The sequence below is a fragment of the Brevundimonas sp. GW821-FHT02A10 genome (assembly GCF_059422025.1).
In genome coordinates, this window is sequence record NZ_JBWKWC010000001.1 from 426,257 (window position 1) to 440,324 (window position 14,068).

The window sequence follows — 14,068 nt, forward strand, 5'->3', positions numbered from 1 at the left end:
GGAGGAGACTCAGACTTAAGCCTTGTCCTTCTCGATCGGGACGCTCGTCTCGATCTGCGGCGTCACCACCTTGATGTCCTGCTGCGTCAGCCGCGCCAGGACGTCGTCGGCCGAGGCATGCCCCGGCAGGATGCCCGCGTCGCGCAGCTTGGCGTCGAGGTCGGCGCCGGTGCGCTTGTCTTCCAGCTCCTGGCCGGCGCGCAGCTTCTCCTCGTTGACGGCCTGACGCTGCTTGATGCGTTGCAGGCTGTCGGCGGCCGAGCCGATGCGCGACTGGGCCCCCGCCGACTGAAGCGCGACCGAGGTCTGGGCGCGCTGGACGCTCTCATTGACCTTGACGATGTCGATCTCGCGCCGGAGCGTCTCGATCTTCTGGTCGGTCGAAGCGATGGCGGTGCGCAGCTTGGCCTCGGCGGCCTTCATGTTCTCGATCTGCGGACCGCGCGTGCCGATCTCGGTTTCCAGCTCGGCGATCCGGCCGGCGACTTCGCGGGCCAGATCCATCTTGTTCTGACTGACCGCCGCCCGGGCAGAGCTTTCATACTTGGTGATCTGCTCGCCGAAGCTCTGCAGCTCGTTCTCGGCCATGCGGCGGCGCGCCACCAGACCGGCCAGGTCGTCGCGGGCCTTGCCCTGCGCGTTGTCGGCGTCGCGGATTTCCTGATCCAGGATCTTCAGCGCATTGGCGTCGACGATCGACTGGCCGGCGTCATGGGCCGTGCCGCGGAACAGGGCGGAGAGTTTGGAGAGCATGGACATCTGTAAGATCCGGTTCCGAAATCAGGCGTCGAAGGTTTCGCGCAGGGCGGTGGCGTCGATCGCGTTCTCGGCCAGGGTGCGCAGTTCGATCAATATGGTCTGAAGCGTCGTCTTGCACGACAGTTCGCCCATCAACTCATAGACATCTTCGCCGCCGATCGACGTGATCGAGAAGTTTGACAGGGGAACGACCCGCTGGGCCTTGAGCAGGAACTCGTTGAACCGGGCCGGGTCGGCCTGTTCGGACACCGGCCACAGCAGCACCGAGACCACGATCTGCGCGCCGCCGACCGACAGATAGATCGGCAGGTCGCCGTATTCATGCATGGTCACCAGCAGGACAGGCTCGGCGCCCTCCAGCACCCGCAGCGTCATTTCGCCCTCGCGGATCAGGGTCGAGGCGTCCAGTGCGGTCTTGATGGCCGGCACGGTCCAGGGGGTTTCGATCACGGCGTCCATTTGATGGTCGGCTCCAGGAATGAAGGCTTGGAAGTGAGAGGATCGGGGACGGGGAGCAAGGGCCGGGGCCCGCGCCGAGTCCGTGACGATTGCGCGCACCGCCGCCTTCACATCGTCGCGCGCCGCCTGGGGAACCCAGAACTCGAGTTTGACCATCCCCGCCTCGCGGCGCGCCTTTCGCCAGGCCCGGATACGATCCGTGGCTGCGTTCGGCGACAGGCTGTCGTCCTCGTCCGTCATGGCGTTACATGTAACGCGTAACATGTACGCTTGACAAGAGGCCCGACCGGAGTGATTTTTTGTCGCATGGCCCCGCTTCAGACACGTGACACACCGGATCGTGCAGGACACGCCCTCGCCGCCCGCGCGGATCGAGGCTAAGGACAGACCATGTTCAAGCGTCTCTTCGGCGGACAGGAAGCACCGGCGGCCCCCGCCCTCGCCGTGGTGCGCAACATCACCATCGGCCGCACCGTCGCCCTGGACCCGCTGGCCTGGCGCCGGCTGGGCGACCAGACCAAATTCACCCTCGACCGCGACGTGCTCGACATCACGGCCCAGGGGACCGTCACCCTCGACAGCGGCCAGTTCGTCCACCGGTTCTACACCGAGGACCATCTGATGCTTCAGGCGATGAGCGACGATGCGGCGGGCTTTGAGAGCTACGACTTCACCCTCTTCATGCCCTGGACCTCGGCCTATCCGGCCGGCGAGCGCGAGCGGCGCATCTGGAAGGACCGGCTGTCAGAGCCCGTCTTCCACGGCGCGGCGGAAAGCCTGCCCGACTATCCGCGCTTCTGGTTCACCGAGGCCGACGGCCGCCAACCGCCGGTGACGATCTGGGAGACGGTTTGGGACGACCGCGCCGCCCGCGTCCCTTATTCGAAGATTTTCCAGACCTGCATGCTGTACGCGCGCGAACTGGATGACGGCCGCGAGCTGATGCTGGCGCTGGAGATGCAGCCCGAGGACGCCCGTGGCAAAGCCGGCGACCTCAGCCACGAAATCATGATCGGCATCCCGCTGGAGATGGCCGAGTTCCGCGCCTGACCGCGCAGATTTGGGGAGACAGACAGTATGTTCGACTTCGACCGCTACGCCTTCATGCAGGGGGCGACCGCCTTCCTGATCGCCTTCGCCGCGGCAGGCGTCTTCACCGTCGCCTTCAAGCTGATCTACCAGTGGGTCACGCCCTATCATGAGCAGACCCTGATCCGCGAAGGCAACACAGCCGCCGCCATCTCGCTGGGCGGGGCCCTGATCGGCTATGTCCTGCCCCTGGCCTCGGCCCTGTCGCACACGGTGACCCTGCGCGAGTTCGCCGCCTGGGCCCTGCTGGCCGCCATCATCCAGATCCTGGCCTTCGTGGTCATCAGCCGCCTCGTCTATCGCAAGATGGCCGAGCGCATCGAGGCGGGCGAGACCTCCGCCGCCGTCTATCTGGCCTCCATCTCCATCTGCATCGGGCTGCTCAACGCCGCCTGCATGACGGCGTAAGATCCATGACCGACCCGACCCCCAAACCTGAAGACACGCGCCCCGAAGCCGGCTCCGGTTCGATGCGCCGGCTGATGCGTTCGCGCACCCTGCACGTCACCAGCCTGATGGCCACGGCCAGCTTCTCGCTCGCCGCCTGCGGCCAGCCCCAGGTCGCGACGCCCGAGCCCGATCCGGCCCCGGCCTATACCTCGCTGGCCGACTGCAAGGCCGCCAACGATGTCTCCGACGCCGAGTGCGACACCGCCTACAAGGCCGCCGACGATCAGGCCAAGGAGAACGGCCCCCGCTACGCCACCCAGGCCGAGTGCGAGGGCCAGTGGGGTCCGGAACAGTGCCGTCCGATCAACCACGGCGGCGGCTCCTTCTTCGGCCCGCTGGCGACCGGCTTCATCATCGGCCAGCTGATGAACGGCGGCGGCTATCGCGGCGGCGGCCCGCTGTATCGCGATCGCGACGGCGGCTATTCCAACGGCTACGGCGGCGGCTATCTCAGCCGCGACTACCGCACGGGCCGGACGGTCGCCAACCGCAACGACGTCGACGTCGCGCGCCAGGCCCCCTCCCGCGTCCAGAGCCGCACCACCGTCGTCTCCCGCGGCGGCTTCGGCGGCGGCGGCCGAAGCTTCGGCGGGTAACATCCCGCATCGCGAAACAACAAAGGGCGGGCCTCACGGTCCGCCCTTTTTCTTTCTTCCGTCATCCTCCGGCGAGCGTAGCGAGACCGGGGGACCCAGCGGCGCGCGAGAGCGCGAACCTGCCGCGCATACAGGCCCAACCTCGCAAGCCGAGGAGCGCGATCCCCTTCCCGCTCAACGCCTTGCCTGAAAACCGCGCCATTCGATCCAGCGCCCTCCCCGGCTGAGGTACACTCCCGACCTCACGGTCTTTGACATTCCGCACGCCTGCACGCGCCTCAGAACGCTCCTTGCACTCGAGTGCAAACCCACTCCGGCCAGCGCCCAAAACAAAAGCCGGGCAAGATCAGCATCCTGACGGCTGCCTCTCTCACCCGGCTTCAAGCCTTGCACTTTTTGCACCCGGTTTTTTCCGGGTGCAGCGACAGATCAGGTCAGTGGCTGGCGGCGCTCACCCCGGCCGCCGTCACCGGCTTCGTCCGCATGGCGGCGACAGCGAAGACCGTCAGCAGCACATAGCCGATCAGGGGCACGATGAAGGCGTGGTTCAGGTTGCTCATGTCGGCGATCTGACCGGCCAGCAGCGGCAGCAGGGCGCCGCCGATGATGCCGAAGACCAGCAGGCCCGAGGTCGCCGAGGCCGGCGCCGTCGAACGCTCCAGCGTCAGGGTGAAGATGGCCGGGAACATGATCGAGTTGAACAGGCCTATCGACAGGGCGGCGAAGGCCGCGGCCGCGCCGGTGCTCTGGAAGACCACGAAGCTCAGCACCGCCGCCGCCAGGGTGCAGATGGTCAGCAGCAGGGCCGCCGGGGCGCGGGTCAGAAGCGCGCTGCCCGCGAACCGGCCCATCAGGGCGCCGGCCCAGTACAGGGCGACCAGACGGCCGGCGTCCTCGATGCGCAGACCCAGGGTGCCTTCGGAATGGAGCAGGTTGGTCATCAGGCTGCCGATGGAGACCTCGGAGCCGACGTAGAGGAAGATGGCGCCGGCGCCGGCGATGGCCCAGGGCGAGGACAGGGCCTTGAACGGCGACTCGACGTGACCCGACTCCTGACCCGGCTGGTTCAGCTTCGAGCGGATCAGCCAGATGAAGGCGCCCAGGGCGGCGAACAGGACGGCGAGGATGAAGAAGACCGAGTCGATGTTGCGCAGGGTCACGGCGCGCAGGGCCGGGTCCAGGGTCGCGGCGGCCGGAGCGGCCGGGGCCACGGTGATGGCGGCGGCGTCAGCGGCGGCGCCCGTGGCCTCCACCTGACCGATGTAGTGCTGCAGGAAGACCAGCCAGCCGATGGCCAGACCCAGGGCCGCGCCGATGATCAGCCAGCTCTTGAACGACCGCTTCAGCCCGCCGATCAGGCCGCCCGCCACGGCCCCGAGCACGAGGCCCAGACCCAGCAGGACGATCCCCTCGAACGAGGCCAGCTCGGTCACGCCCCCGGCGACGAAGATGCCGCCCGACAGCATGACGGTCGCGCCCAGCAGCGGGCCGACGACGGTGCCGAGGGAGTTGAAGGCCTGGGAGAAGACGAGTCGGAAGTGCGACTTGCCCGCTGAACCCAGCGAGGCCGCCAGCGGGTTGGCCGCGACCTGCAGCAGGGTCACCCCGCCGCCGATCACGAACAGGGCGATCAGCACGCCCGGATAGAAGTTCATCAGGGTCGACAGGGGCACGATCAGGGCGCCGAGCACCATGACGCCGAGGGCGCTGACGATCGAACGGGCATAGCCCAGCTTTGACAGGACGGCCGCGGCCGGCAGGGAGAAGACGCCATAGGCCGTGAACCAGGCGAACTGGGTCAGCAGGGCCTCCGTGAAGCTCAGCTCGAACACCCCGCGTACGGCCGCGATCAACGGATCGACCAGGGAAGTGGCGAAGCCCCAGGCGAAGAAGAGGGTGGTCACATAGGCGAAGGCGAGGCCGGTGCCCTTGGGCGCGGGCGCTGCGGTTGTGTCTGACTGGCTCATGAGGTCCTGTTGCGGTTCCCGGGCGGCCCCTCCGGCGCGGGTGCGTCGTGGAGGCTCTTGATAACCCTTGGTTCCACGGACAGGGCCGTGCGGTCCAGCCGTTTCAGCCTTGCCGTAACCAAAAGTGGCCCCGCGGGCGCGCCGCGAGGCCACTTTCCGATGCAGTCCCTATCCCGACAGCGTCGGATCGGGGTGCAGCCTGTTCGCGTCTCACACCGCGAACAGGGCCTTATAACACCGTTTTGGACCTAGAATGTGGCCTTCAGGGTGGCGAACACGCGACCATCGCTGGCCGGGATGGCCGGGCTGTCGACGTCGGTGTCGGAGTAGCGGATGTCCAGCGCCAGCGGCGTGCCGGCGAAGGCGTAGGTCGCGCCGAGGTTCCAGGTCGCATAGTCGTCGCTGACGTCCAGCCACTGCTCGCCGATCGCGCCCGAGACCGACAGGCCGGTGATCGGGGTCGTGTAGGCGGCGTTCAGCTCGGCGTAGGTGGCGCTTTCATCGGCCACGCCGAAGAAGTCGGGCGAGTAGTAGACGGCGGCGCCGGCGGTCACCGGGCCGATGGCGCGCGAGGCCGCGGCCTTGAACTCCACGTAGTTGTAGTCCGCGCCGCCGGGGGCGCCGGCGTAAGTATAACCGACCACGCCGAGATCCACGGCGAAGCCCGCGGCTTCGGTGCGGTAGCCGCCGTAGATGTCGATCTCGGCGTCGGTGTCGTCGAGGAAGTCGACGTTCGACGCCCAGACGCCGGCGTAGAAGCCCGGACCGAAGGTCGCGTCGAGGCCACCCTGCACGGCGGGGTTCTCGTCGGTCTGGCTGAAGCCGCGGAAGACGTAGTCGCTGGTGACGCCGATATTGTAGCTGATGGTGGCGTCCTGGGCCGAAGCGGCGCCGGCGGAGGTCAGCAGGGCCAGGGCGGCGGCCCCGGCGAGGGCGGAGGCGGTGAACAGTTTCATGGGTATCCCCTTCCAGTGAGTTTGAGAGCCGATCGGCGGAGGAGAGAGCTCCGGAGGTCCGATCGCTTGTGGTCGTTGGTCGTCTTCGTTCGGGCCGTAGGCGGGATGCGGTTCCAGCCGCATCCCGCGCAGTCGTTTAGCTGTGCTCCAGCGATTCGCCGTGCAGCACGGTGTCCAGACCTTCGGCTTCTTCAGCATCCGAGACCCGCAGGCCGGTGGTGAACTTGCAGATGATCAGGATGACCAGGGTGCCGACCGCCGAGTAGGCGATGGTCCAGGCCAGGCCGATGGCCTGTTTGGCGATGGTGGCGTCTCCCGACAGGCTGTTGATCGCGGTCGAGGCGAACACGCCGGTCAGCAGGGCGCCGGCCAGACCGCCCGCACCGTGGATGCCGAAAGCGTCCAGGCTGTCGTCGTAGCGCAGCAGCTTCTTGATCCACACCGAGGAGATGTAGCAGATCGGGCCGGCGAGCAGGCCGATGATGACCGCGCCCTTGGGATCGACGAAGCCGGCGGCCGGAGTGATGGCGACCAGGCCGGCGACGATGCCGGACAGCATGCCGATCAGCGACGGCTTCCGCTTGTGCATGACCTCGATGATCTTCCAGGTCAGGGCGGCGGCGGCGGCGGCGGCGATGGTGTTGAACAGAGCCACGCCCATCAGGCCGTTGGCGGCGCCGGCGGAACCGGCGTTGAAGCCGATCCAGCCCACGAGCAGCAGGGAGGCGCCGATCATGGTCAGGACGGGGTTGTGCGGGTTGATCGGCTCGGTGCCATAGCCCTTACGGCGACCCAGGAAGAGGGCGCAGACCAGACCGGCGACACCGGAGTTGACGTGAACGACCGCGCCGCCGGCGAAGTCCAGCACGCCGGCCGAACCGAGGAAGCCGCCGCCCCAGACCCAGTGACAGATCGGGGAGTAGATGAGCAGCGACCACAGGGCCGTGAACAGCAGCAGGGCCGAGTACTTGAAGCGCTCGGCGAAGGCGCCGGTGATCAGGGCCGGGGTGATGATGGCGAAGGTCATCTGGAACGTCAGGAAGACGAACTCCGGGATGCCCGGCAGCAGGCTGTGCGCCGTCTCGAGCGTCACGCCGTTCAGGAACAGGGCGTCGAGGCTGCCGATGTAGTTGTTCAGGGTCGGGTCGGGGTTCTTGCCGAAGGCCAGGGAGTAGCCGGCGATGAACCAGACCATGGTCACGACGGCGAAGACGCCGACGGACTGGGTGATGGTGGCGATGACGTTTTTGCGGCGCACCATGCCGCCGTAGAAGAGCGCCAGACCCGGCAGGGTCATCAGCAGAACCAGGGCGGCCGAGGTGGCCATCCACGCGGTGTCCGCGCCATTCAGTTCAAGCACAGCCTGGTGACCGGCCAGAACGGGAGCCGGCGCCGCAGCGGCGTCCTGGGCGAAGGCGCCGCCGGCGTAGAACAGCACGGCGGTCAATATCAGCAGGGCAAGGATGCCCGGAAGTCGATTCAGTACCTGTGACATTTGCGTTGTAGCCCCTCTGCAATCTCGCAACTGCGAGGTAACCATCGCAAAACGGACATATGCAAGAGGGTTTGCCGTGATCGGCGCAATTTTCGTGCTGCCGTATTATTTCAGCACGGCCCTGTTGAGGGATATTGCCGGAAAGAGGCATGAATTCGAAAATTCATACCCTTTTCGCAAATGCTAACGAAAAGCTTAACCCCAGTGCATCTGCACACGATGTGCAGCCGCCCAGTGGATGGCGCGGATGGCGTCGATGATCGCCTCCCCGGCCGCACGTGTGCCCAATTCGCCACCCAGGTCCGCCGTGGTGGCTCCGGCGGCCAGAACGGCGGCCACGGCAGCCTCGATCGAACCGGCCTCATCCTCCAGCCCCAGACCGTGGCGCAGCAGCATGGCGGCCGAGAGAATCGTCCCGACCGGGTTTGCCAGATCCTGGCCCGCGATGTCCGGCGCCGAGCCGTGGATCGGCTCGAACAGGCCCGGCCCGCCCGATCCCAGCGAGGCTGACGGCAGCAGACCGATAGAGCCGCCCAGCACCGAGATCTCGTCCGACAGGATGTCGCCGAACATGTTCTCGGTCAGGATGACATCATAGTCGCGGGGCCGCTGGATCAGGTGCATGGCCATCGAATCGACCAGGGCGTGCTTCAGCTCGACCTGGGGGAACTCCTCGGCGTGGATGCGGGTCACGACCTCGCGCCAAAGGCGGCTGGTCTCCATGACATTGGCCTTGTCGACCGAGGTCACCTTGCCGCGGCGTTGGACGGCGATCTTGAAGGCGGCGCGGGTGACCCGCTCGATCTCCTCGACCGAATAGACGCACAGGTCCGAGGCCATGGTCTCGGTGCGGACCTTCTCGCCGAAATAGACGCCGCCGGTGAGCTCGCGGAAGACGATCAGGTCGACACCCTCGACGATCTCCTTCTTCAGCGGCGAGCGGTGGGCCATGACCGGCGAGACCTGCAGCGGACGCAGGTTGGCGTAGAGGCCCATGACCTTGCGCAGGCCCAGCAGTCCCTGTTCCGGCCGCAGCTTCTGGCCGTCCCACTTGGGTCCGCCGACCGCGCCCAGCAGCACCCCGTCCGAGGCCAGGCAGGCGTCGATGGTGTCCTGCGGCAGGGGGTTCTCGACCGCGTCGATGCCGGCCCCGCCGATCAGGTGTTCGGTGAACTGGAAGTCGTGGTCGTAGAAGTCGCCGATGACCTGCAGCACCGACTTGGTCGCGGCGATGACCTCGGGGCCGACGCCGTCACCGGGCAACAGGGCGATCTTCCAGGTCCTGGGTGTGGGCATCAGACGGTCTCCGGCGCGGTGGCGCGCTCATAGGCTTCGATATCAGGCAGCTTGTTCTGCAGCCAGCCGAGGGTGTCGACGCCGTCCAGCAGGCACTGGCGTGCAAAGGCCTCGACGGCGAAGGTCACGGGAGCATGGTTGCCGCGTCGGACCTCATTGGTCTCCAGATCAATAGTCACCGGCTGTTCCGGATGGGCGACCAGATCGTCCCAGGTCGCCTGATCGACGACGATCGGCAGCAGGCCGTTCTTCAGGGCGTTGGAGGTGAAGATGTCGGCGATCCCGGTCGAGATCACCGCCCGGAAGCCGTAGTCGTACAGCGCCCAGGGCGCATGCTCGCGCGACGAGCCGCAGCCGAAATTGTCGCCCGCGACCAGGATGCGGTGCTCGGCCGGATCGATGCGGTTGAGCACGGCCTCGGGCCGGGCCGAGCCGTCGGCTTCATAGCGCCAGTCGTAGAAGGCCTTGGCCCCCAGACCGGTCGTCTCCGTCGTGGTCAGGAACCGGGCCGGGATGATCTGGTCGGTATCGATATTGGCCTGGGTCAGGACCAGCGACCGGGAGGTGAACACTCTGATCGGCTCAGGCATCAACCGTCTCCGACAGATAGACGCGCGGATCGGTCAGCACCCCGGCGATGGCCGACGCCGCCGCCGTCGCGGGGCTGGCCAGGATGGTGCGGGCGCCCTTGCCCTGACGGCCTTCGAAATTGCGATTGGAGGTCGAGACGGCCAGTTGGCCCGGTCCAACCGTGTCGCCGTTCATGGCGATGCACATCGAACAGCCGGGCAGGCGCCATTCGGCCCCGGCGGCGATGAAGACCTGATCCAGCCCCTCCGCCTCGGCGTCGCGGCGCACCGCTTCGGAGCCCGGGACCACCAGCATCCGAACGCCGTCCTTGACCTTGCGCCCCCTCAACACCTCGGCAGCGGCGCGCAGGTCCGGCAGGCGGCCGTTGGTGCAAGAGCCGACGAAGACCACGTCGACGGCCTGGGTGGTCGTCGTCTGGCCGGCCTCGAAGCCCATGTATGCGATGGCCTTGCGGTCTGAGTCAGACTGCGGCTCCGGGACCTTCGACCCGATGGGCGCGCCCGCGTCGGGCGTCGTGCCCCAGGTCGCCATCGGACGGATGGCCGCGCCGTCCAGCACGACCTCCTTGTCGAACACCGCGCCGGGATCAGAGGCGAGTTGCAGCCATTCGGCGGCCGCAGCTTCGTAGGCCTCGCCCTGCGGAACCTTACGACGGCCGCGCAGCCAGTCGATCGTCTTCTGGTCGGGGGCGATCATGCCCGCCCGGGCGCCGGCCTCGATGGACATGTTGCACAGGGTCATACGCCCTTCCATGTCCAGCGACCGCACGGCATCGCCCGCATATTCGATGACGTAGCCGGTGCCGCCGCCGAACCCGAGCGCCGCGATCACGGCCAGGGCCACGTCCTTGCCCGAGACACCGGGCTGCAGTTCGCCATCGACGGTGACGCGCAGGGTCTTCGACGTCCGTTGCAGCAGGCACTGGGTCGCCAGCACATGGCCGACCTCGGAGGTGCCGATACCGAAGGCCAGGGCCCCGAAGGCGCCGTGGGTCGCCGTATGGCTGTCGCCGCAAACGACGGTCATGCCCGGCTGGGTCAGGCCCAGTTCCGGCCCCATGACGTGGACCACGCCGCGCGCGTCGGAATCCCAGCCCGCCAGCTCGACACCGTGGGCGGCGCAGTTCTTCTCCAGCCGCGCCACCTGATCGCGCGCCTCGGCGGTGACATAGGGGCGTTGGCCGTTCACGGCCGGCAGGGTCGGCGTCGAGTGATCGAGGGTCGCGAAGGTGCGGTCGGGCCGGCGGACCTTCAGCCCCCGGCTCTCGATCTCGCTGAAGGCCTGGGGGCTGGTGACCTCGTGGACCAGATGCAGGTCGATATACAGAACGCCGGGCGTGGCGTCGGTCTCCGGCACGACCAGGTGCCGGTTCCAGACCTTTTCATACAGGGTACGCGCTACGCTCATCGGTCAGGCGGCCTCGAAGCGAAAGGCGCTGTCGTTGGAGACGCGGCGCGCCCCGACCAGACGGTCGATCTGCTGGCCCAGGTTCACGATCGAGCGGCCCGCATCGCGGCCACGCACGGTCAGGGCGATGCGCAGAGCGGCGCCCTCGGTCGCCATATCCATGGCGTCGATATGGAAGCCGCGCCGCTCCACCAGACCGATGAGCCGCTGCAGCGCGCCGTCGGCGCGGTCGATCAGGATATGGATGGTGTCGCTCATCGTGAGCCCTCCAGCATTTCGCCGTTGTTCTTGCCCGGGGGAACCAGGGGCCAGACATTGTCGGCGGGATCGATAATGACGTGGGCCAGGATCGGCCCTTCGGCGGCCAGCAGCCGGTCGATGCCGGCCGAGACCTGATCGCGGCGGTCGATGCGGAAGGCCGGGATACCGAAGGCCTCGGCGACCTTCACGAAGTCCGGGTTGTCCGACAGATCGACCTCGGAGAAGTTCCGCTCGAAGAAGAACTCCTGCCACTGGCGCACCATGCCCAGGCGCGAGTTGTCCAGCAGGATGATCTTCAGCGGGATCTTGAAGCGGTTGACGGTCGCCAGCTCCTGGATGTTCATCATCACCCCGCCGTCGCCGGTGATGGTGACGACGCAGGCGTCCGGCTCGGCGAGTTTGGCGCCGATCCCCGCGGGCAGGCCGAAGCCCATCGAACCCAGACCGCCCGAGGTGATGTGGGCCTGGGGCCGCGAGAAGTCGCAGTACTGGGCGACCCACATCTGATGCTGGCCGACGTCGCAGGCGGCGATGAAGTCCGGTCCGGCCTTCTTCGACAGCTCGTTCAGCAGCTGGGGCGCGAAGACCCCCTCCCCCGGCGCGTTGTAGTCGAAGGCGGTCTCGACTGAACGGGCGCGCCACTGGTCGGCCCAGCCGGAGACGTCGATGGCGTCGCCTCGCGCCAACCGGGCGTTCAGGGCCTCCAGATTGGGCTTCAGGTCGCCGGTGACGCCGACCGCGACCTTGCGCAGCTTGCCGATCTCCGACGGATCGATGTCGAAATGAACGACGCCGGCGTGGGGGGCGAACTCGACCAGCTTGCCGGTGGCGCGGTCGTCGAACCGGGCGCCGACGACGATCAGCAGATCCGAGTCCTGAACCGCCTCATTGGCCGCGCGCGTCCCGTGCATGCCCAGCATGCCCAGGAAATTGTCCTGGCCCGTCGGGATGGTGCCCAGGGCGTTCAGGGTCGAGACCTGCGGAATGCCGGTCATACGGGCGAAGTCGCGGACCGCCTCGACCGCGCCCGAGATCTTGGCCCCGCCGCCGATGTACAGGATCGGCTTCTTCGCGGCCCGGATGGCGGCTTCCGCCTCGGCGATGATCGAGGCGTCGGCGACGTCGATCTCGTTGGACAGATGGATGCCGCGCGGAGCGTCGGTCATCTCGAACTGGACGTCCTTGGGCAGGTCGATCAGGACCGGGCCGGGGCGGCCCGAGCGGGCGATGTGGAAGGCCTCCTCGATCACCGCCGGAATGTCGGCGGCGCTGCGGACCAGATAGGAGTGTTTCACGATCGGCAGGGTGACGCCCAGGATGTCGACTTCCTGGAAGGCGTCCATGCCCATGACGCCCTGGGCGACATTGCCGGTGATGCAGACCATGGGGATGGAATCCAGCATGGCGTTGGCGATGCCGGTGACCAGATTGGTCGCGCCCGGCCCCGACGTCGCCATACAGACCCCGACCTTGCCCGAGACCCGGGCGTAGCTGTCCGCCGCGAAGGCCGCACCCTGTTCGTGGCGGCACAGATAGTGGCGCAGCGACGACCCGGCCAGGGCGTCGTAGATCGGCATGATGGCGCCGCCGGGATAGCCGAACAGCACCTCGACCCCCAGCTTCTCGAGCGTGGAGACCACCAGACGCGCACCCGATTGGGATGCGGTCTCGGCGGAGGGCTTTATGGCTGTGGCGGCGGCGCTCATCGGTCTTGCTCTTTGGGCTCAGTCGCTCAGGCGGCTTCGGATTTGGGGGCGTGCAGCCAGGCCATGCGCTCGCGCAGGCCCGCGCCGACGACCTCGATAGGATGCTCGCTGTCGGCCTTGACCAGGGCGTCATAGGCACCCTTGCCGGCTTCGTTCTCGGCGATCCATTCGCGGGCGAAGGCGCCGTTCTGGATCTCGGTCAGGATCTCCTTCATGCGCTCGCGGGTCTCGCCGTTGATGACGCGCGGGCCGGAGACGACCGAGCCCCATTTGGCGGTCTCGGAGATGAACTCGTTCATCTTGGTGATGCCGCCTTCGTAGAACAGGTCCACGATCAGCTTCAGCTCGTGCAGGCATTCGAAATAGGCGATCTCGGGCTGGTAGCCGGCCTCGACCAGGGTCGAGAAGCCGCCCATGACCAGTTCCTTGGCGCCGCCGCACAGGACGGCCTGTTCGCCGAACAGGTCGGTCTCGGTCTCTTCCTTGAAGCTGGTTTCCAGCAGGCCGCCGGTCGCGCCGCCGATGCCCTTGGCATAGCCCATGGCGCGGTCGCGGGCCTTGCCGGTGACGTCCTTCTCGATGGCGAACAGGGCGGGGACGCCGCGGCCGCGGGCGTATTCACGACGGACCAGATCGCCGGGGCCCTTGGGCGCGACCAGGATGACGTCCATGTCCTCGCGCGGCGTGACGCGGCCGTACAGGATGGAGAAGCCGTGGGCGAACAACAGGGCCGAACCGGCCTTGGCGTAAGGCTCGATGACGGTCTTGTAGATCTCGGCCTGGGCCATGTCCGGCGTCAGGATGGCGATGATGTCGGCGTCCTTGACCGCATCGGCGGGCTCGGCCGTGGCCAGGCCGTCGGACTGGGCGTTCTTCCAGCCCTTGCCGCCTTCACGGACGCCGACGATGACGTCGTGACCCGAGTCCTTCAGGTTCTGGGCGTGGGCGCGGCCCTGCGAGCCATAGCCGATGACGGCGATGCGCTGACCGGCGATGACGCCGGGACGGATGTCGTCGTTGGTGTAGATTTCCATGG

At 67.4% G+C, this 14,068-nt stretch carries 14 protein-coding genes; 3 read left to right on the forward strand and 11 right to left on the reverse strand.

The window, feature by feature from the left end; all coding sequences use genetic code 11:
• Window positions 1–15: 15 nt before the first annotated feature.
• Complete coding sequence (locus AC07U0_RS01820) at window positions 16–759, reverse strand: PspA/IM30 family protein (RefSeq protein ID WP_494718324.1); 744 nt, start codon at window positions 757–759, stop codon at window positions 16–18.
• Between the two features lie 21 nt (window positions 760–780).
• Window positions 781–1,458: a YjfI family protein gene (locus AC07U0_RS01825; protein ID WP_494718325.1), complete on the reverse strand. Its 678-nt coding sequence runs from the start codon at window positions 1,456–1,458 to the stop codon at window positions 781–783.
• A 150-nt stretch (window positions 1,459–1,608) separates the two neighbouring features.
• Between AC07U0_RS01825 and AC07U0_RS01830 the strand changes: the two genes are divergently transcribed.
• Genes AC07U0_RS01830 through AC07U0_RS01840 form a run of 3 tightly spaced genes read left to right on the forward strand, consistent with a single transcriptional unit; the run spans window position 1,609 to window position 3,353 of the window.
• Window positions 1,609–2,268 carry a DUF2491 family protein gene (locus AC07U0_RS01830; protein ID WP_494718326.1) on the forward strand — a complete coding sequence of 220 codons (660 nt, stop codon included), beginning with the start codon at window positions 1,609–1,611 and terminating at the stop codon, window positions 2,266–2,268.
• Between the two features lie 27 nt (window positions 2,269–2,295).
• Window positions 2,296–2,715 carry a DUF350 domain-containing protein gene (locus AC07U0_RS01835; protein ID WP_494718327.1) on the forward strand — a complete coding sequence of 140 codons (420 nt, stop codon included), beginning with the start codon at window positions 2,296–2,298 and terminating at the stop codon, window positions 2,713–2,715.
• Between the two features lie 5 nt (window positions 2,716–2,720).
• The gene (locus AC07U0_RS01840) at window positions 2,721–3,353 is read left to right on the forward strand and encodes a DUF1190 domain-containing protein (RefSeq protein ID WP_494718328.1); all 633 of its coding nucleotides are present in this window, start codon (window positions 2,721–2,723) and stop codon (window positions 3,351–3,353) included.
• A gap of 434 nt (window positions 3,354–3,787) precedes the next feature.
• Here the strand turns inward: AC07U0_RS01840 and AC07U0_RS01845 are convergent, their stop codons facing one another.
• From AC07U0_RS01845 to ilvC, 9 genes are all read right to left on the reverse strand, one after another.
• Window positions 3,788–5,320, reverse strand: a complete 1,533-nt coding sequence (locus AC07U0_RS01845) for an MFS transporter (protein ID WP_494718329.1) — start codon at window positions 5,318–5,320, stop codon at window positions 3,788–3,790.
• 248 nt (window positions 5,321–5,568) lie between these two features.
• On the reverse strand, window positions 5,569–6,276 hold the full coding sequence (locus AC07U0_RS01850; RefSeq protein ID WP_494718330.1) for a TorF family putative porin: 708 nt from the start codon (window positions 6,274–6,276) through the stop codon (window positions 5,569–5,571).
• Between the two features lie 136 nt (window positions 6,277–6,412).
• Window positions 6,413–7,771 (reverse strand): ammonium transporter, encoded by a 1,359-nt coding sequence (locus AC07U0_RS01855; RefSeq protein ID WP_494718331.1) that lies wholly within the window; start codon window positions 7,769–7,771, stop codon window positions 6,413–6,415.
• A gap of 195 nt (window positions 7,772–7,966) precedes the next feature.
• Entirely contained in the window at window positions 7,967–9,067 is a 1,101-nt protein-coding gene (gene leuB / locus AC07U0_RS01860; RefSeq protein WP_494718332.1) for a 3-isopropylmalate dehydrogenase, read from the reverse strand.
• Window positions 9,067–9,657 (reverse strand): 3-isopropylmalate dehydratase small subunit, encoded by a 591-nt coding sequence (leuD, locus tag AC07U0_RS01865; protein ID WP_494718333.1) that lies wholly within the window; start codon window positions 9,655–9,657, stop codon window positions 9,067–9,069. The genes leuB and leuD overlap by 1 nt, the downstream gene beginning before the upstream one ends.
• Window positions 9,650–11,065: a 3-isopropylmalate dehydratase large subunit gene (leuC, locus tag AC07U0_RS01870; protein WP_494718334.1), complete on the reverse strand. Its 1,416-nt coding sequence runs from the start codon at window positions 11,063–11,065 to the stop codon at window positions 9,650–9,652. Before leuC ends, leuD begins: the two co-directional genes overlap by 8 nt.
• 3 nt (window positions 11,066–11,068) lie before the next feature.
• Window positions 11,069–11,323, reverse strand: a complete 255-nt coding sequence (locus tag AC07U0_RS01875; protein WP_492031726.1) for an ACT domain-containing protein — start codon at window positions 11,321–11,323, stop codon at window positions 11,069–11,071.
• Window positions 11,320–13,032: an acetolactate synthase 2 catalytic subunit gene (gene ilvG, locus AC07U0_RS01880; protein ID WP_494718335.1), complete on the reverse strand. Its 1,713-nt coding sequence runs from the start codon at window positions 13,030–13,032 to the stop codon at window positions 11,320–11,322. Before ilvG ends, AC07U0_RS01875 begins: the two co-directional genes overlap by 4 nt.
• 26 nt (window positions 13,033–13,058) lie before the next feature.
• On the reverse strand, window positions 13,059–14,066 hold the full coding sequence (gene ilvC / locus AC07U0_RS01885) for a ketol-acid reductoisomerase (RefSeq protein WP_494718336.1): 1,008 nt from the start codon (window positions 14,064–14,066) through the stop codon (window positions 13,059–13,061).
• Window positions 14,067–14,068: the final 2 nt, after the last annotated feature.